General features: G+C 64.3%; 9 protein-coding genes. 7 read left to right on the top strand and 2 right to left on the bottom strand.

The features are described 5' to 3' along the window. Nucleotides 1-21: 21 nt before the first annotated feature. From CA260_RS10210 to CA260_RS10190, 5 genes are all read left to right on the top strand, one after another. Nucleotides 22-3,228: a TonB-dependent receptor gene (locus tag CA260_RS10210; RefSeq protein WP_111982734.1), complete on the top strand. Its 3,207-nt coding sequence runs from the start codon at nucleotides 22-24 to the stop codon at nucleotides 3,226-3,228. 154 nt (nucleotides 3,229-3,382) lie between these two features. Then, nucleotides 3,383-4,771, top strand: a complete 1,389-nt coding sequence (locus CA260_RS10205) for an APC family permease (protein WP_111982732.1) — start codon at nucleotides 3,383-3,385, stop codon at nucleotides 4,769-4,771. A gap of 4 nt (nucleotides 4,772-4,775) precedes the next feature. Next, nucleotides 4,776-7,487, top strand: a complete 2,712-nt coding sequence (locus CA260_RS10200; protein ID WP_238149671.1) for a glycosyl hydrolase 2 galactose-binding domain-containing protein — start codon at nucleotides 4,776-4,778, stop codon at nucleotides 7,485-7,487. Nucleotides 7,488-7,503: 16 nt separating this feature from the next. Continuing rightward, the gene (locus CA260_RS10195) at nucleotides 7,504-8,511 is read left to right on the top strand and encodes a LacI family DNA-binding transcriptional regulator (RefSeq protein WP_111982728.1); all 1,008 of its coding nucleotides are present in this window, start codon (nucleotides 7,504-7,506) and stop codon (nucleotides 8,509-8,511) included. 48 nt (nucleotides 8,512-8,559) lie between these two features. Continuing rightward, nucleotides 8,560-9,396: a sulfotransferase family protein gene (locus CA260_RS10190; protein ID WP_111982726.1), complete on the top strand. Its 837-nt coding sequence runs from the start codon at nucleotides 8,560-8,562 to the stop codon at nucleotides 9,394-9,396. A gap of 87 nt (nucleotides 9,397-9,483) precedes the next feature. Here CA260_RS10190 and CA260_RS10185 read toward each other — a convergent pair whose 3' ends face one another. Then, nucleotides 9,484-10,104 (bottom strand): DNA-3-methyladenine glycosylase, encoded by a 621-nt coding sequence (locus tag CA260_RS10185; protein WP_111982724.1) that lies wholly within the window; start codon nucleotides 10,102-10,104, stop codon nucleotides 9,484-9,486. 45 nt (nucleotides 10,105-10,149) lie between these two features. Continuing rightward, the gene (locus tag CA260_RS10180; RefSeq protein ID WP_202864052.1) at nucleotides 10,150-11,973 is read right to left on the bottom strand and encodes a glycoside hydrolase family 2 protein; all 1,824 of its coding nucleotides are present in this window, start codon (nucleotides 11,971-11,973) and stop codon (nucleotides 10,150-10,152) included. Nucleotides 11,974-13,070: 1,097 nt separating this feature from the next. Between CA260_RS10180 and CA260_RS10175 the strand changes: the two genes are divergently transcribed. Further along, the gene (locus tag CA260_RS10175) at nucleotides 13,071-16,235 is read left to right on the top strand and encodes a TonB-dependent receptor (RefSeq protein WP_111982720.1); all 3,165 of its coding nucleotides are present in this window, start codon (nucleotides 13,071-13,073) and stop codon (nucleotides 16,233-16,235) included. Nucleotides 16,236-16,304: 69 nt separating this feature from the next. Continuing rightward, a complete protein-coding gene (locus CA260_RS10170; RefSeq protein ID WP_111982718.1) occupies nucleotides 16,305-18,665 on the top strand; it encodes a GH92 family glycosyl hydrolase in 2,361 nt (786 codons plus the stop codon). Nucleotides 18,666-18,707: the final 42 nt, after the last annotated feature.

Raw genomic sequence — 18,707 nt, 5'->3', positions numbered from 1 at the left:
ACACCAACGAGGTCAAAGCCCATGTCCACCGTACTTCGCAAGCATCCTTTGTCTTTTGCCATCACCGTGTCGCTGTTCGCTGCCGTATCGGCATCGGCCTCGGCCTCGACCTTCGCCGACATGCAGCCCGACGGCCCGGCGCCGCAGGCCACCACGCCACAGACCACGCCCGCGCCGGCAACGCCATCTCCCGACGCCAAGAAGACCGACAAGAAGGAAAGCGATGCCGAGAAGAGCGCGGCGACATTGGCGACGGTGAACGTATCGGGCGTGCGCGCGTCGCAGATGCGTGCCATCGACCTCAAGCGTGAGGCGCCCAACATCCAGGACAGCATCACCGCGGAGAACATCGGCGCCCTGCCCGATACCACCATTACCGACTCCCTGCAGCGCGTTACCGGCGTGCAGATCAATCGCGACGCCGGTGTCGGCACCTCGGTGGATGTGCGCGGCCTGCCCCAGGTCGGCACCATGCTGAACGGCGAAGTGTTCATCACCGCCGACCAGATCGATTCGCAGCAGCCGGACTTCACCATGCTGCCGTCGACGCTGTTCCATGGCGTGGACGTGATCAAGTCGACCACCGCCAGCACCACGGACGGCGGCATCAGCGGCGCCATCGACCTGCACACGTATCGACCGTGGGATCTGCCCAGCGGGTTCACCTACAGCTACTCCGCCAATGGCGAACGCGGCAGCACCACCGAGCATACGGGACCCGAAGCCAACGGCCTGATTTCCTACAATGACAACGGCCATTGGGGCCTGCTGGTTTCCGCGGACTACTCCGACACCCGCCGCATGAACGCCACCGAAGGCCTCGACCAGTACGGCGTCGTGTTCAATGGCGAGAACGCGGCCAGCGCAGGCGGCTACAACGGCTTCCTGACGCCGTGGAATGGCGCCCCCATTCCGTCGAAGATCGTGCAGAACGCGGACGGCAGCGTGGACGTCAACGGTGATGGCAAGTCCAATGGCGTCTTCATGGGCAGCCAGGACATCGGCCTCAACGACATCATCACCCAGCGCAAGCGCAAGTCGGCCAACGCGTCGTTCCAGATGGATCTTGGCAGCGGCTTCACCGCGACCAGCGACTTCTTCTACTCGCAGCAGCACGAGTACAACCGCAACTTCGGCATCCAGTTCAACTCCACCAACTGGCAGGGCGCAACGTATGTGCCGCTGCAGTCGCGCAACACCGGCAGCCCGGCCCTGGGCTCCTACGGCACCCCCGAACCAGGCTGGGAGGGTTCGCAGATCTACACCACGCAGGTTTACCAGAAGTGGCCGGGCGACGTGGAGTCGTACTCGTCGATGATCCAGAAGGATTCCATCGCGAAGAACTTCAATCTCCAGCTGGATTACGACAACGGCGGGCCATTCACGGCCAGCGTGCGCGGCATCCACGATACGGCCTCCCAGTCGTACCAGGAAACCGACATCAACATCTCCGATTCCGATGGCGCGTTATGGCCCAACGTGCTGATGGATGGCGTCGATCCGAACTCGGTGCCGCCGGGCACCATGGTCTATCCGGCACAACTGGGCGGCAACCGCGTATTCAATGCCAACGGCATTCCGCAGAACACGGTGCCTATCGTCGCCAACTTCAATGGCCGCTATATCACCGTCAGCGTGCCTTCCTCGCTGGCGGCGAATTTCGCCAACCCCAGCGACTGGACGATGAAGACACTGGAGTCTTCCGGCGATTACGACCGCAAGGTGGCGTTGAACGCGTTGCGCTTCGACGGCAAGTACGATTTCCAGGATGGCTTCAAGCTCGAGTTCGGCCTGCGCAACAGCATCCGCAGCGCCGACAACAATGGCTGGACGCTGGAAACGCCGGTTTATGCGGGCATGGGTGCGAGCGATCCCAACGGTTGCCTGGTGCGCTATGTCGGCGCCGACGTGGTGCTCAACAGTGGCGACTGCACGGCGGGTAACGACGTGGGCTACTTCCGCGCGGGCCCGCTGTCCGCGGTATCGATGCCCAACACCGCGGCGCCACTGGCCAACAACTTCAAGCAATACACCAACCTGCTGGGCTCGGGCATCAACTTCTGGGCGATCGATCCATCGGCCCTGAAAGATCCCGTGTCGTACTGGAAATCGCTCTACCCCGATACCGTGAAGGTGGCCGAGCCTGGAACGACCTGGGCCGTACGACTGAAGGAGCTCACCGGCTACCTGCAGGGCGACTTCAACGGCACCCTGTGGGACATGCCATACAGCGGCAACCTCGGTGTGCGCCTGATTCGCACCCATCTTGACGTGACCCAGCACCTGACGGGAGCCCCCGGCTCGTACGGCGACGAACCGATCGACGCCGGCACGGCCCTCACCAAGCGCAGCTACCAGGATGTGCTGCCCTCCTTCAATTTCTCGCTGGATATCACCGACAGCCTGAAGTTCCGCCTCGCCTACTCCAAGAACATGATGCCGCTGGACCTCAGCACCTGGGGCGGCGGCCTGCAGCTGAACTACTCGCTGGCCGAAACGCCGCAAGGCCCGATCTTCCGCGTCTCCAATGGCACGTCGACCGGCAACCCGGACCTCAACCCCTGGCGCTCCACCAACTACGGCGCATCACTGGAGTACTACATCAATCCCACCAGCATGCTCAGCCTGGCCCTGTTCCGCATCAACGTGGACAGCTTCATCAAGAACGGCAGCGTGACCAACTGCGACCTGCCGGACGAGGACGGCGTCGTCCGCAACCATTGCATCGTGATCACCCAGCCCGTGCAGGGCACCGGCAACAGCATTCACGGCGCGGAGTTCGACTACCGCCAGGGTTTCACCTTCCTGCCGGGCTTCCTGTCCAAGACGGGCATGGAGATCAACGCCACCTATGCGCCGAGCAACTCGGGCGAGAAGGACCTCGCCGGCAAGGAGATCCCTTTCCAGGACAACTCCACCAAGTCCGGCAACCTCATCCTGTGGTACCAGGACGATCACTTCCAGGCCCGCGTCGCGTACAACTACCGCTCGCGGCGCGCGGTGATGGACAGCGTGGGCGGCATCACCGGCATGGAGATGTACGAGGCGCCGCAGAAGTACCTCGATGCGTCGATCTCGTACAAGTTCAGCAAGTACGCCGAGGTGTTCCTGGACGGCACCAACCTCACCAACGAGTACCAGCGCTACTACCTGGTGTGGCCAGATCAGCCGGGGCACTCGACGTTCTCCGAGCGCATGTTCATGTTGGGCGTACGCGGCCAGTGGTAACGAAGGCCATGCCCTCTTCGGCGCGTGCCTGCCGGCGACTTCTTCCCACCCGGGAGCGATGTCGCCGACGGGCACGCTGAATGCTTCGTAGCACCACCATCGCCACTGGGGCACCGACATCGACACTTCACTCGCCAACCACGACAAGGCCCGCATGAAGGATTCCAGCGCGCAGCCGCCTGTTCGCGACAACGCCTTTCACCGTTCGATTGGCTTGTTCGCGGGCACCGCGATCAACATGACGCAGATGTGCGGCGTCGGGCCGTTCATTACCATCCCCATCATGGTCGCCGCCATGGGCGGGCCGCAGGCCGTCATCGGCTGGATCGCAGGCGCCATCCTGGCGATGGCCGACGGCCTGGTCTGGGCCGAACTCGGTGCAGCCATGCCGGGTTCCGGCGGCACCTACGTCTACCTGCGCGAAGCGTTCCAGTACCGCACCGGCAAGCTGATGCCGTTCCTGTTCATCTGGACGATGCTGCTGGCGATTCCGCTGCTGATGTCCACGGGCATCATCGGCATGGCGGAATACCTGGGCTTCTTCTTCCCCAACCTGGGATGGTGGCCGGTGCACCTGGTGAGCGTGGCCGCGACCGCGCTCGTCACCTGGATGCTGTACCGGCGCATTGAATCGGTGCGGGCGATCACGATTGCGCTGTGGATCGTCATGCTGGTGTCGGTGATCGGCGTAGCCGCGGCGGGCTTCTCGCATTTCAACCCGAGGTTCGCCTTCACCTATCCACCCGACATGTTCGGCAGCCACTTCTTCGTGGGGCTCGGCGCAGGGCTGATCATCGGCATCTACGACTATCTCGGCTACAACACCACCGCCTACATCGGCGACGAGCTGCGCGATCCGGGCCGGACCATGCCGGGATCCATCATCATCTCGGTCATCGCGATGATGTTCGTCTATCTCCTGCTCAACATCAGCGTGCTCGGCGTGGCGCCGTGGCAGGACATCGCCCAGTCCAAGTCCGTGGCATCGCTGGTGGTGGAGCGCAGCTGGGGCCACGTTGCCGCCGCCGTCATGACCGTCCTCATCATCGTCACGGCATTTGCCTCGGTGTTCACCGGCCTGCTGGGCGGCTCGCGCGTGCCGTTCCAGGCGGCGCAGGACAAGGTGTTCCTCTCGGTGTTCGGCCATCTGCATGCGCGGCACGGTTTCCCTCACGTGGCGTTGCTCACGATGGGCGTGGTGACGGCGATCGGCACCTTCCTCGACCTCACCGAGGTCATCAACATGCTGCTGGCCGCGACCATCATCGTGCAGTCCATCGCGCAGATCGCGGCATTGGTCGTGCTGCGCAAGCGGCAACCGAAGCTCGCGCGTCCCTACAGGCAGTGGCTCTACCCGGTGCCCTGCGTGATCGCGCTGCTGGGCTGGGCCTATGTGTACATATCCGCTTCCACCTTGTCGCTGGTCCTGTCGGGCGTGTGGATCGTCGCCGGCCTCGTGGTCTTCGCGATCTGGGCCAGGGTCAACCGGTCCTGGCCGTTCGCACCCGTTGAAGTGCACGAAACCTATCTCGGGAAACAGTAACGCCATGCAGACTTCGACCAGGCTGGCACTTTGCATGATGGGCGCGCTGGCGTGCGCGATCGCACCCGCCGCCCACGCCCAGGCGAGCCGGGAGCCCATCCGGCTCGCTGCCGACGCCGGCGTGGTCACGCCCGTCGATCGTTGGCAGATACAGGACAGCGCGAAGGCACAGCAAGGCGGCGCGGACATCTCGTTGCCCGGCTATTCCACCAAGGAGTGGTATCCGGTGAGCGGTCACGCGACGGTGATGGCCGGGCTGCTCGAAAACGATGCATTCAAGCATGACGTGTTCTACAGCGACAACCTGCGCGCGGTACAGGTGCCGGAAGCGAGCGGGAATCTTTTCGTGACCCCATGGTGGTACCGCACCGAGTTCACGCTGCCCAAGGCACCGGCGGGACGACACACGCTGTTGCGCACCAACGGCATGATCGCCAGCGCGGATGTGTGGGTGAACGGCCATCAGGTCGCCGACCATGCCGACCTGGCCGGCGCCTATCCCGTGCATGAGTTCGACGTGACGCGCTGGCTGCACGCGGACACCAACGTGCTCGCCATGCGCGTGTACCCCGGCGATCCGCGGATGAGCCTGTCGATGGGCTGGGTGGACTGGAACCCCACCCCGCCGGACAACAACATGGGTCCGTGGCGCGGCGTGGACATCGTGCAGACCGGACCGGTCCAGCTGAGCTTTCCGCACGTGCTGTCGACGTTGTCGCTGCCGGATCTCTCGCGTGCGGCGTTGACGGTGAAAGTGACGGCAAAGAATCTCGATACGGCCGCCCATGATGCGACCATCAGCGGTACCGTGGCCGGCGTCGCCGTGCAACAGACCGTGCATCTGGCGCCCGGGCAAACCCAGGTAGTGTCGTTCTCGCCCAGCACGACGCCGGGGCTCGCCCTCGATCATCCGAACATCTGGTGGCCCATCGGCATGGGCGATCACCCCTTGTATCCGCTTGAACTGACCGCAGCCGTGGATGGCGCCACCTCCGACAAGACGGAGGCGACGTTTGGCATACGCAGTGCCAGCTCGAAGCTGACCAAGCAAGGGTATCGCCAGTTCTTCATCAACGGCAGACCGCTCTTGATCCGCGGCGGTGGCTGGGCTCCGGACATGTTCCTGCGCGACGACCCTGCCCGCATGGAAGCCGAATTCAGCTATATCGCCAACCTTGGCCTCAATACCATTCGCAGCGAAGGCAAGCTGGAGAACCAGCGCTTCTACGATCTGGCCGACCGTCATGGCATCCTGATTCTGGCCGGCTGGGAGTGTTGCGACAAATGGGAGTCGGCCGCCAAGACCGGTGGCGCGCCCTGGACCGATGCCGACATGAAGGTGGCGAAAGACTCCATGGCCAGCGAAGCGCGCCTGCTCCGCAACCATCCTTCGGTCATCGGCTTCTTCATCGGTAGCGACAACGCGCCGCCGCCAGCCATTGCCAGGATGTACGCCGATACGCTGCGCGAAGAGGATTGGCAGCTGCCCGTCATCTCCGCCGCCGTGCCCCAGGCGACGGCCGAGGCTGGCCCTTCGGGCATGAAGATGGCCGGGCCGTACGACTGGATACCGCCATCCTATTGGTATGCAGACAAGCTGGGCGGAGCCTTCGGCTTCGACTCCGAGGTCAGCGCGGGCGCGGATATTCCGCGCATGGAAGACCTGACGCGCATGCTGTCACCGCAGGAGCAGGAAGCGCTCTGGAAGTATCCGCAGGCGCGGCAGTTTCACGCGTCCGCCGACTGGTCCACGTTCGCCGTGCTGACCCCATTCGACGACGCGCTGGCGCATCGCTACGGTGCACCCACCAGCCTCGCCGACTACGTCGCCAAGGCCCAGCTCGACAACTACGACAACGTCCGCGCGCAGTTCGAAGCCTTCAACGCACGCATGGATGCCGCCAAGCCGGCGACCGGCGTCATCTACTGGATGCTCAACAACGCGTGGCCATCCCTGCACTGGCATCTGTACGACTACTACATGAACCCGGCGGGTGCCTATTTCGGCGCGAAGAAGGCCAACGAGCCGGTGCATATCCAGTACTCGTACGACACGCGCGACATCGTGCTGGTGAACCACACGCTGGAGGACGTCCGCGGGCTCAAGGCCCATGTCCGCGTGCGCAACCTGGACGGCGACGTGCGCTTCGACAAGCAACTGCAGGACATCGATCTGGGAGGCAACCGCACACGAACGGTGGCGAGACTGCCCGTCATCGCCGGCTTGTCCACGGCGTATTTCGTCGAACTGGATCTCACTGGCGCCGATGGCACGCCGGTCAGCCGCAATGTCTACTGGCTCTCCACGCGACCGGACGTGCTCGATTGGGCGAACTCGAACTGGTACCTCACGCCGTTGACGCAGTACGCCGACCTTACGGCGCTGCGCTCGCTGCCAGTCGCGACGAGCGACATCCACGCCACGACGCGGCATGAAGGACATGACGAAGTCACGACGGTCACGCTGTCGGTACCGGCAGCGTCGAAAGCCGTCGCCCTGTTCCAGCATGTCTCGATCCATCGCGGCGCCCACGGCGATCTTGCGCTGCCGATACGCTGGACCGACAATGACGTGACGCTCTGGCCCGGGGAGTCGATCACGCTCACGGCGCGTTACGCCATGCAGGGAACCGCCGAACCCGTGGTCGAAGTGAGTGGATGGAACGTTCCCGCCCGAACCGTCCCGGCAGCCGTCACGCAGGACACCGTCCATTGAAGATGCAAAGGCTTCCATGTCTCGCGTGACCATCAACGACGTCGCCCGCGCGTCGAGCACCTCGAAGAAGACCGTGTCGCGGGTGCTCAACAACGAGCCGAACGTGCGCGATGAGGTGCGCGACCGCGTGCTTGCGGCGGTGGCGGAGCTCAACTACCGGCCACTGACCTCGGCGCGCAGCCTGGCGACGAATCGTTCCTTTTCGATCGGCCTGCTCTACGACAATCTTTCGCCAAGCTACATCATGGAAGTCCAGGCTGGCGTACTGGAGGCGTGCGAAGCGAACCAGTACAGCATGATGGTGCAGCCGCTGGTCTCGACGGCGCCGGATTTCGTGGAACGCGTCGAGGGCATCCTGTCACGGCACCGACCCGACGGTTTGATTCTCACGCCCCCCATCACCGACCACGCGAAACTGCTCGAGCACCTGCGCAAGAACGATCTTCCCTTCGCCTCCATCGCACCGCGCCAACCCAAGGGCTGCATCGGCGTGATGCTGCGGGAACGCGAAGCGGCCGCGGCGATGGTGGACCACCTCGCCGCGCTGGGTCATCGCCGCATCGCCCACATCATCGGCGACCCCAAGCACGGCGCAGGCATCTGGCGCCTCGCCGGCTATCGCGACGGCCTCAAGCGTGCGGGGCTCAAGGAAGACCCCGCCTACATGGTGCAGGGCCAGTTTTCCTTCGAATCGGGGGTGGCCGCGGCTCGCCGGCTGCTCGCGCTGAAACGCCGGCCGACCGCCATCTTCGCGGCCGACGACGACATGGCCGTCGGCGCCATCTGGGCCGCCGCGGAAGCGGGTGTATCCGTTCCGGCCGAGATATCCATTTGCGGCTTCGACGACACCACCATCGCGACGCAGGTGTGGCCGCCACTGACCACCGTGCACCAGCCCGTCCGCGACATGGGCCGGCGCGCCACCGACGAGCTGCTGGTGCGCATACTCGGCAAGGGCGAGGCGCGCATGGTCGAAGTGGGTTATGAAATGCGCATGCGGGCGTCCACGGCACCTGCGCCCTGAGCTTCGCGCCTACCGCCATCCACGTCACCGAACGAGAGGAGCTGCCCCATGCCAGACGCCAGCACGCCGCTGAGGAAATTCCATTTCATTTCCGGGCTGCCGCGCTCCGGCACCACGCTGCTGGCCGCCATCCTCAACCAGAACCCGCGTTTTCGCGCCGGCATGACCAGTCCGCTCGCGGACATCATGGGCGTGGTGATCGCCGAGGCGAGCAGCAAGAACGATTTTTCCTTCGACGTGTCCGACGAGCAACGCATTGCCCTGCTGCGCGGCCTGGTGGAGAACTTCTATTCCGTCGGAGCCGCTGCCGACGTGGTATTCGACACCAGCCGGCTGTGGTGCAGCCGGATGCAATTGCTCGACACGCTGTTCCCGGGCGTGAAGGTCATTGCCTGCGTGCGCCACCTGGCCTGGGTGCTGGACAGCATGGAACGACTCGTGCGCCGGCAGCCGGTGAGCGTCAGCAAGGTGTTTCGTTTCGACACCAATACGACGGTGTATTCGCGCGTCGAGGCCATGACCGATCCACGCGGCATGGTGGGGTTCGCCTACCAGGCCACCAAGGAAGCCTTCTATGGTCCGTACGCGCAAGACCACCTGCTGATGCTGACCTACGAAAGCCTGGTGAGCGATCCGGCGAAGGCTGTGCGCGCGGTCTATCAGTTCCTCGGCGAGCCATGGTTCGAACACGATTTCGACCACATCGAATACCACGCGGATGAATTCGATGCGCGCGTAGGCATGCCCGGCCTGCATTCGGTGCGACCGAAGGTGGAGGCCGTCGACCGCCAACCGATCCTGCCGCGCGAGATCTTCGGGCGCTTTGCGAACGAAGCGTTCTGGATGGATCCCAAGAACAACGTCAACCAGGTTCGCATCGTGTAACGACAGGACGAGATGAGAGGCTGCATGCGTGGCCTTTCCTTGTCCCCGCGTGACAGGCGCCTGCTTTCGTTCGACGGCTTGCCGGCATCAACCTTTGGCTACCGGGCCGGAGACGTAGCGACTGTTCGGCACCCGCCAACGCCACGGCAGATCGACGCCCACCCGGATCCCGATGCGGGGCGTGCCACTCACGCCCGCCGGCGGCGCGACGCCATCGTCCAGGATCGCAAAACCATCGAGCGCGCGTATCAGGTCGATGCCGTTCTGCGCGCCGGTAATGCCCAGCGCCTGGGTCAGGCGTCCTGGCCCGCGGCATAGATCGCGATGCGCCGTGCCCCCGGGTCGCGCTTCCTGCATCAGTTCCAGGCCATGCATGGGCTCGAGCGCACGGATAAGCACGCCCTCACCTGCCGGACTGCATACGCAGTTGCAGCACCAATGCATGCCGTAGGTGAAATAGACGTACAAATGCCCGGGAGGGCCAAACATCACGGCGTTTCTCGTGGTCTTGCCGCGAAAGGTATGCGCCGCGGGATCAATGGAGCCGGCATACGCCTCGACCTCCACGATCCTTCCCGCCCGGCCGTCCGCCCGGGCCAGGATCTTGTTGAGCAATTGAGGCGCAACCGCGATGGAAGGCCGCTCGAAGAACGACCTCGCCACCGGCGTGCCCGGCCAGGAGATTCGTCGATGGGCATGGCACGGCATCGCGGCTTCTTCCTGTCGATTCCCCGCGCAGCTACCGTCGACCACTCAGGGCTGCGCACCCGCCCGTATCGTCGCCTCATTGATCGCGCGCACCTGGGCTTCATCCACTTTCTCTACCTTGCGGTCGTAAGTGTAGAGGCCGTTGTGCTCGCCTTCGACATCGGTGATCTGCGTGTACACGCTGCCCGACATGCCCTTGGGTACGCCCTTGTCGCGCAGTACGGCGGTATTGGCGACGTAACCGGCATTCAAGGCGTCGCGGTCCTTCACCGCACCATAGGGGTTGATCGGCGTATTGGGCCATACGTGGCCCTCGACGCCCAACGTCAGGCCGCCGTGCTCGCCGTCGATGGCCGCGCGCGTCGCGTCTGGACTCGGCAAGCCGGGGCCCTGGTAGTCGTGCACGTCGATGACGTCGCCGGCATGTGGGTCGCCCTTGGTGTCGCAGCAGTTCGCGCCGCTGCGGGCGTCCACCAGGCGCGAAGGATCGAGCTGCTTGATCTGTGCTGCCAGCTCGGCCGCGGCCGGAATGCTCCACTGGCCCCAGCCCTCGTTGAACGGAATCCAGCCGATGATCGACGTTTCACCCTTGAGCTGCTCGACGATCGCCGACACATCCGAGCGGAAGCCGGCCTTGTCGGCGTCGCTGAGCTTTTCGTTGTGGCCGTTCGGCAGCGCAGGCATGTCCTGCCACACCATCAGGCCGATGCGATCGGCCCAGTAATACCAGCGCGCCGGTTCCACCTTGATGTGCTTGCGGATGGTGTTGAAACCCAGGTCCTTGGTCTTCTGGATGTCGAACTTGAGCGCGGCATCGGTAGGCGCGGTGTAGATGCCGTCCGGCCAATAGCCCTGGTCGAGCGTGGCGAGCAGGAAGGTCGGCTTGCCGTTCAGTACGATGCGGTTGCGCCCGCCCACCTTGGCGATGGCGATGGTGCGAAGGCCCGCATAGCTGGTCACCTCATCGCGTTGATCGCCGTGCGTAAGCGTGGCCTTGAACGTGTACAGGAAAGGATCCTCGGGGCTCCACGTATGCGGATGCGCAATGGCCAGGTGCAGCGGCTGACCTGCCGGCCCGCTTGCCTCGCCCACCGCCTTGCCATCGGCGTAGGCCGTGACATGCAGCGTGGCGCCATCGCGATGGCCGTCTATCTTCGACGTGACCGTGAACGCATCCAGGCTGCGCGCTGCCGTGAAATCCAGCTGCGCGATGCTCGTGGCCGCCACCGGTTCCAGCCACACGGACTGCCAGATGCCGGAAGCGGCGGTGTAGAAGATGCCTTCAGGCTTCAACCGCTGCTTGCCGACCATCACGTTGGCGCCATCCACCGGCGCGTGCACCGCGACCACGATCTCCTGCGGTCCCTGCGGTCGCAGCGCCGAGGTAATGTCCGCACCGAAGGACGTATAGCCGCCTGAATGATGCGCCACCTGCGTGCCATTGACGTAGACCGTCGCGTCCTGCGCCACCGCACCGAAGTTCAGGCGCACATGCTGGCCGTGCGAGACGAACGCAGCGGGCACGTCCACCAGTCGACGATAGAGCATGAAGTCCGAATGCTTCTGCACGCCCGAGAGCACCGACTCGACCGGATACGGCACCAGCACCTGGCCCTTCAGCGCCTGGCCGAACGGTGGCATGCCGAGGCTGTCGCTGGAGGCGAATTGCCACAAGCCGTTGAGGCTCATCCACTGCGGATGCTCCAACGACGGTCGCGCCAGTTGTGGCCGTGGGTAATCGGGCAACGCGTGCTCGGGCGACACGTCGGCTGTCCATGGCGTCGCCAATGGCGCCGCCTTGCCATTCCAGACGGCCGCCTGATCCGGCGCCGCCATCGCCATCGCGGCGAAGCCCATGGCGCCAGCCATGGCCATCCAAACGCCCGCATTCCGAACCTTGATCCCCGTCATCCGCCCTTCCCTCATCGGCCTCGCGAGTGGCGGTTTGTTCACCGCCGTTCTTTTAGGTTGTCCGATTGTCAGACAAATATGCAAGCCCATCGAAGCGATTCCGTGACGCGTACGCGGGCCATCGATGAAGTGGACGAATGCGGCTCGTCCTGTCCGGGCGACCTCCATGAAAACGCCCTGGTCCACCGCACACGTGAAGTGGTTCCGGCCGACGAACGAGGCGCGGCTACGCACTTCTGGACGGGAAGGACGAGCCCGCTTACCTCCCCTACAGCCAACCGCCGCTAAAGAAGCCGGCGATCACGGCGTGCATTTTGGGAGCGCCACCGATGCGAAGCCCATGCGATAGAAGCCGCGTTATTGCGGCGCAGCGTGACAGCTTGCGCGTTCGGCGTCTTAATTTGCGCCGAAGGGGTTTAGATCGATCCAAACCCAGGGTGAAAACAAGCACCCGGGCGGGAGGGATCTAAAGGATCGTACGAGGCAGAGCACGGAGCACGCGCAAGCGCTGCACCGGTCTCGCCGCTTCGTGCCGGACAGGTTGATGTGGAGTTGGGAAGCCGCCGCATGAAACCAAAACTCGCCCGCGTTCCATTCATCGTGCATCCTCGCGCGGCACGCGCAGCCACGTCTGTGGGGACTGGCGTGCGCTGCCGCGCGGGGTCTTGCCGCCCCGGCAGTACGGCCAGCCCTGCAGCGAGCGAAAGCAAATGGAAACCGGGCTTGTCGCGCGCCCGGCCATCGCAACATCGATCGCACCGCTCGCCTCGACATTCGGCCCACGCGCCCGCCAGGTGCAACAGCGTCCCGTCGAAGCGCAATACCTATCACGCCGCCACTCACGGACGGCGCGCATCCCATCTCTTCGCGACAGCACCTCCGGGCCATTGAGCGTTCACCAACGAGCGCGCAAGGCCTTTCGTTCACCACGAATTTAGATCGATCCAAGTTAGGGACAGGAGGACGCCTTCGGCATGAATACGAAGCAGTGATCAAACGGGGGATCACCGCGCCGACCGTAGAAGGGCGCACATCAAAAGTATGGGGAGAACCAAATGACTTACCTGCCACACGTATCGCGCAAGCCGTTGTATGCCGCCCTCACCATGGCCATCCTCGGCGGTTGCCTTGGAATGCCGGCGGTCGCCTTCGCCCAGCAGACGCCTGCTGCAGCTCCGACGGCGACGTCGGGCCAGGCATCCGACACCACCAAGTCGACCAAGCCGGCGGACCAGAAGAGCGCCAAGGACAAGGCCGATGAAGCCAAGACCCTGGGCACCGTGGTCGTCACGAGCTTCCGCCAGTCGGTCGACCAGAACATGCAGGACAAGCGCGATTCCAATTCCATCGTCGAGGTGATCAACGCGCAGAACATCGCGCAGTTCCCGGCGAAGAACATCGCTGATGCGCTCGCGCACGTGCCTGGCGTGGTCATTACCCGCGAATCGGGCGAAGGCAAGACGGTCAGCATCCGCGGCCTCGCGCCCGAACTGACGCTCACCGAGTTGAACGGCAACTACGTCGCCTCGGCCGATACCTCGGCCAGCCTGACGCGCTCGTTCAACTACACGCTGATGCCCGCCAACATGTTCTCGGACATCAAGCTCTACAAGAGCCTCGAAGCACGCCTGGACGAAGGCGGCATCGGCGGCAACGTCGACCTGCGCACGCGCCGTCCGCTGGAAATGAAGGCGAACGACGGCTTCGTATCCATCAATGCCGCAGGCTCGGACAACAGCAGCAAGATCACGCCGCAGGGCTCCGCGCTGTGGTCGTGGAAGAACAAGGACGAGACCTTCGGCGTCCTCGTCGCCGGTTCGTACCAGAAGCGCCGCGATGTCGACTACACCGCCAATGCGTCGAGCTGGCACTGGTGGTCCAACGACTGCACCGACCACGCGACGTGTACCGCCCCGCCGACGGATGTGCACGGCAGGCCGTATAGCGCGGACGTAGCGCCGAACATCGACCTCTGGTCCGGCGGCGGCGTGGTCGACCAGGGTGGCAACAGCCATTCGGGCTACTGGATGCCGCAGCAGTTCGCCACCAGCCGCAACCAGCTGGATTTGAAGACCAAGGGCGCGCAGGCGACCATGCAGTTCAAGCCCAGCGACCACTTCCTGCTGACGGGCAACTACTTCCGCTTCCAGCGGCAGCAGACACAGATCACCAACACGCTCGAAGTTCCCGAGTGGGGCCTGCCCACCGGCAGCTATGCCGACCAGCAGGGCCGACTGCTCGCTTCCAACGGCCTGACGTTCGACCCGTCGCACACGGTCGTTACCGGCGCGAACTATGTGCTTCCGCCGGCGGGCACCGGATGCAATTCGATCACCAACCCGGTGACCGGCGCGACACGTCAGCCGGTCGATGTGTGCTCCACGGAAATCCCCTGGCTCAACGGCAACTACTCCGTCGAAAAGGCCACCTCGCAGACGATCAACCTCGAAGGCGAGTGGGACAACGGCGGCAACCTCAGCGGTTCGTTCAACGTCGGCCGCACCTGGGCGACCGGTGGTCCGTCGATCGAACTGGGCATGGCCGCCAAGCCGCGCAACTTCGTCAATGGCCAGTGGGTGGACGGCAGCAACGGCGCCGCGTGGACGCTCAATGGCAAGCCGACCCTCACCGCTTCGCCGCAAGTGTTGCAGAACATGCTCGCCGGCGCGGGACAGGTGGACCTGGGCTCGACCGGTTCCAACATGGTCAACACCTCCAACTCGCAGAACTTCGCGCAGCTGGACTTCACCTGGGCCTTCGACAACAGCTGGCTGCAGTCGCTGCAGTTCGGCGCGAAGTACCGCGACAACCACGCCGAACAGCAGCAGAACGAGCTGCGCTGGTACTGCAAGGGCACCACCTCGCAGTTCCAGACCTGCGATCCCAATGCCGGCCAGCTGCCGGCGGGCTTCCTGCTGCCGAGCATGCTCGATGGCAGCAACGAGGCGTACAACGACAGCGTCTTCCCGGCGATCAACTTCCCGGCGTACTACAACCACCTCAACTCCACGTATGACCGGGTGGTCTACAACCATCCGGAAGACAAGTCGACGATCCAGGAAAAGATCTCGGCCGCCTACGTGCAGGCGAACTTCGCCACGGAATCGCTGCGCGGCAACGTGGGCCTGCGCTTCGTCAGCACGCAGCAGGACCTCACCGTCGCCGACCAGATCACCACCAACAACGCGGTGTACTACCACGACGCGAACGGCAACATCCTCATCTGCCCTGCCAGCGGCGTGAACGCCGGCGGCGGCGCGTGCGCACCGGGCGACTTCCAGTATCTGCCGCGCGAGCAGTCGGTGATCCAGACGTACTCCAACGCGTCGACGTCCAAGCGCTACAACAAGCTCCTGCCGAGCTTCAACATCGCGTGGACGTTTGCCGACGACTTCGTGCTGCGCGCCGCCGGCTCGCAGGCGATGGCCCGCGCCAACTACACCGACCTCGCCCAGCTGGGCAACCTCACCAACAACACCCAGGCCTACTACAACGACCGCAAGCAGTTCGGCGCTCCCCTGCCCGGCTGGTACGGCAGCGGTGCCAACGCTGACCTGAAGCCGTTCACGGCGACGCAGTTCGACCTGGCGGGCGAGTGGTACTACGCGCCCGAGTCGGTGGTCGGCCTCGACCTGTTCGAAAAGAAGGTGAAGAACTTCGTCGTCCCGGTCACCGTCAACAACATCACGGTGAACGTCGGCGGCACCCAGGAGAACTTCATGCAGTACAGCACCAACGCCAACGGCCGTTCCGGCACGTCCAAGGGCGTGGAGCTCTACACGCAGCACACCTTCAACTCGGGCTTCGGCTACATCGCCAACTACACGCTCAACAAGACCAACGAAACGCCGGTCTCGCTCGGCGACACCATGGTGGGCAAGTCGGAGCTGATCGGCAGCGCCAAGTACGCGGCGAACGTGTCGCTGTTCTATGAAAAGAACGGGCTGCTGCTGCGCGCAACCAGCAACTGGACGGGTCGCACCATGCAGGGCCTCGCTGCCGGCCTGCCGATCTACACGGAGCCGTACAACCAGATCGACCTGAACGGCGACTACGAGTTCAACAAGCACCTGATGGTGACCGCGTCGATCATCAACGTCACCAAGTCGTTGCCTCGCCAGTACCTGGGTGGCGACACGACGGCGCGCCTGTACCAGCTCGAATACGCCGGGCGCCAGTACTACGTGGGCCTGACGTACAAGTTCGGTGATGGCGGTTAAGCAAGAAAGCGTGCGTGGGGCCGGGTTTCCTGCCCGGCCCCACGATCGATCCGTCTTCTGGAAGAGCCCATGAAACCATCGTTATACCGACTTCGTCGTCGCACATTGGCACTGACGATCGTCGCGCTCGGCAGCATCGGCGCGGCGTATGCCACGAAGGGCGATGCGCCTTCCGCGACGTCGAGCATCGATCTCGCCAATCCGTTGGTCGGCACTGCACCGCTGGACCGGCAGGAATTCATCGGCAATTCGCCACCTCCCGGCGAGCCGCTCTATTCGGGCATGACGTCCCCAGGCGCGACGCTGCCGCAAAGCTCCACCGAAGCGACACCGGTCAACCTCAACGTCGACCTCAGCTATCCCGCAGGCGTCGGCATGTCGTACTACTACCCGAGGCCGACGATGATCGGCTTCACCGGTGGCGGCTCGACCTACGGCGGCCGCGCTTCGCCGATGATCATGCCGGTGGTGGGCGACTGGACCGTGCCACCCGACTACGCGCAATCGACCTACGACAAGGCCAGCGAGAAGGCTTCGCCGGGCTATTACGCGGTGGATCTCGCCACTTTCCGCACCAAGGTGGAACTCACCGCGACGCAGCGCACCAGCCTGATGCGCTTCACCTTTCCCGAGAGCCACCGCTCGAACGTCGTGATCAACCTGCGCCGCTCCGGCGGTGACGTGGAAGTCGTTGGCGATCGCACCATTCGCGGCGTCTCCAAGATGGGGCGCCCGGAGCGCGATTCGGACGGCGATTGGTTCGTGGCCGAATTCTCGCGGCCGTTCGCCGCCTTCGGCACCTTCCGTGCTGACCACGACCATGAAGGCTATGGCATCGGCGATGCCGACGTGCAGCCCGCACGCCGCACGGTGTCCGGCAGCTATGCGGGCGCCTACGTCACCTTCGATACGAAGGCCGGCGAGCAGGTGCTGGTGAAGGTCGCCCATGGCCATAGCGCCGAGGAAGCCGAGCAGCGGCTGCGCAACGAGGATCCCGATGGGAACTTCGAGCGCGTGCATGCACAGGCGCGGGCGGCATGGCAGAAACTGTTCGACCGCGTCGAAGTCACCGGCGGCACGTCGAAGCAGCGCATGCTGTTCTACTCGACGCTGTACCACTCGTTTGCCAGCCCGCGCCTGCTCGCGCGCAAGGGCGAGCACTTCACCGGCACCGACGGCAAGGCGCAGGTGGCCAGTTACGACCGCTATGGCCCCGTGCCCTTCTGGGATACCGGCCGCAACCAGATCACGCTGCTGATGCTGCTCGAGCCGGATGTCGTGCAGAACATCATGCATTCGGAACTGGACCGCGCCCGCGAACGCGGCTACATGGACACCTCGTTCCATGGCGACCATGCCGTGTTCCTCTACGACGGCGCCTGGCAGCGCGGCATTCCATTCGACTATGCGGCCGCGTACGAATACCTGCGCAAGAACGCCACCGACCCCAAGGGTCCGCGGGGCTATCTGGCCGAATACATGAAGAACTGCTGGATCTCCGACATCGTGCCTCCGGGCAATCCCAGTCCGCCCTATGCAGGCGGCAAGGCCGGCGCCGCCACCACGCTCGAATACGCCTGGGATGACCATGCGCTGGCCGATGTCGCCCAACGGCTTGGCAAGGCGGAAGACGCGCAGATGTTCCTGCGCCGCGCCGGCAACTACCGCAACGTGTTTGATCCGTCGGTCGGCTTCGTGCGTGGGCGCACCGAGGACGGCAAGTGGATTTCGCCATTCGACCCGGGCGAGCCCTACTACAACTTCATGATGAAGGAAGCCTCGGGCTGGTCCACGCTGTGGCTGGTGCCGCACGACGTGCAGGGCTTGATGGATCTGCTGGGCGGGCGTGACGCGTTCAACGCCAAGCTCGATGCGTTCTTCTCCACGCCGTATACGGCCAAGGGTATCTGTCGCGATTGCACGGGCCTGATCGGCCAGTACGTGCAGGGCAACCAGCCCGACCAGCAGGCGGCGTACCTGTACGCATGGGGCGGCCAGCCCTGGAAGACGCAGGCGCTGACACGCCGCATCCTCGACGAGATGTACGGCAGTGACGCCAGCGGCTACGGCTACCCCGGCATGGACGACCAGGGTTCGACGTCGTCTTGGTATGTGCTGAGTGCGATGGGTTTCTATCCGGTGGATCCGTCGACTCCCGACTACATCCTCGGCAGCCCGATCTTCGATCGCGTTCGCCTGCATCTGGGCAACGGCAAGGTCTTCGAGATCGTCGCGCGCAACAACTCGGCGAAGAACATGTACATCCAGTCGGCCACGCTCAACGGCAAGCCGTGGACCAAGCCCTGGTTCAGTCATGCCGATATCGCGGACGGCGCCACCTTGGTGCTCACCATGGGCCCCGAGCCGAACAAGCGCTGGGGCGCCGACCCGCACGACGCGCCGCACTCGATGTCGGCGAGCAAACCCTAGTCCACGCGCATGACGCCCTTTTCCGCGAGGGAGAGGGCCAAG

Origin of the sequence: Dyella jiangningensis (assembly GCF_003264855.1) — a bacterium.
GTDB classification, from domain to species: domain Bacteria; phylum Pseudomonadota; class Gammaproteobacteria; order Xanthomonadales; family Rhodanobacteraceae; genus Dyella; species Dyella jiangningensis_C.
This window is presented reverse-complemented; position numbering and strand designations above follow the sequence as displayed.

Coding starts and splice junctions, on each gene's coding strand:
- CA260_RS10210 (WP_111982734.1), top strand. CDS start 22: ATGTCCACCGTACTTCGCAAGCATCCTTTGTCTTTTGCCATCACCGTG.
- CA260_RS10205 (WP_111982732.1), top strand. CDS start 3,383: ATGAAGGATTCCAGCGCGCAGCCGCCTGTTCGCGACAACGCCTTTCAC.
- CA260_RS10200 (WP_238149671.1), top strand. CDS start 4,776: ATGCAGACTTCGACCAGGCTGGCACTTTGCATGATGGGCGCGCTGGCG.
- CA260_RS10195 (WP_111982728.1), top strand. CDS start 7,504: ATGTCTCGCGTGACCATCAACGACGTCGCCCGCGCGTCGAGCACCTCG.
- CA260_RS10190 (WP_111982726.1), top strand. CDS start 8,560: ATGCCAGACGCCAGCACGCCGCTGAGGAAATTCCATTTCATTTCCGGG.
- CA260_RS10185 (WP_111982724.1), bottom strand. CDS start 10,104: ATGCCGTGCCATGCCCATCGACGAATCTCCTGGCCGGGCACGCCGGTG.
- CA260_RS10180 (WP_202864052.1), bottom strand. CDS start 11,973: ATGGCTGGCGCCATGGGCTTCGCCGCGATGGCGATGGCGGCGCCGGAT.
- CA260_RS10175 (WP_111982720.1), top strand. CDS start 13,071: ATGACTTACCTGCCACACGTATCGCGCAAGCCGTTGTATGCCGCCCTC.
- CA260_RS10170 (WP_111982718.1), top strand. CDS start 16,305: ATGAAACCATCGTTATACCGACTTCGTCGTCGCACATTGGCACTGACG.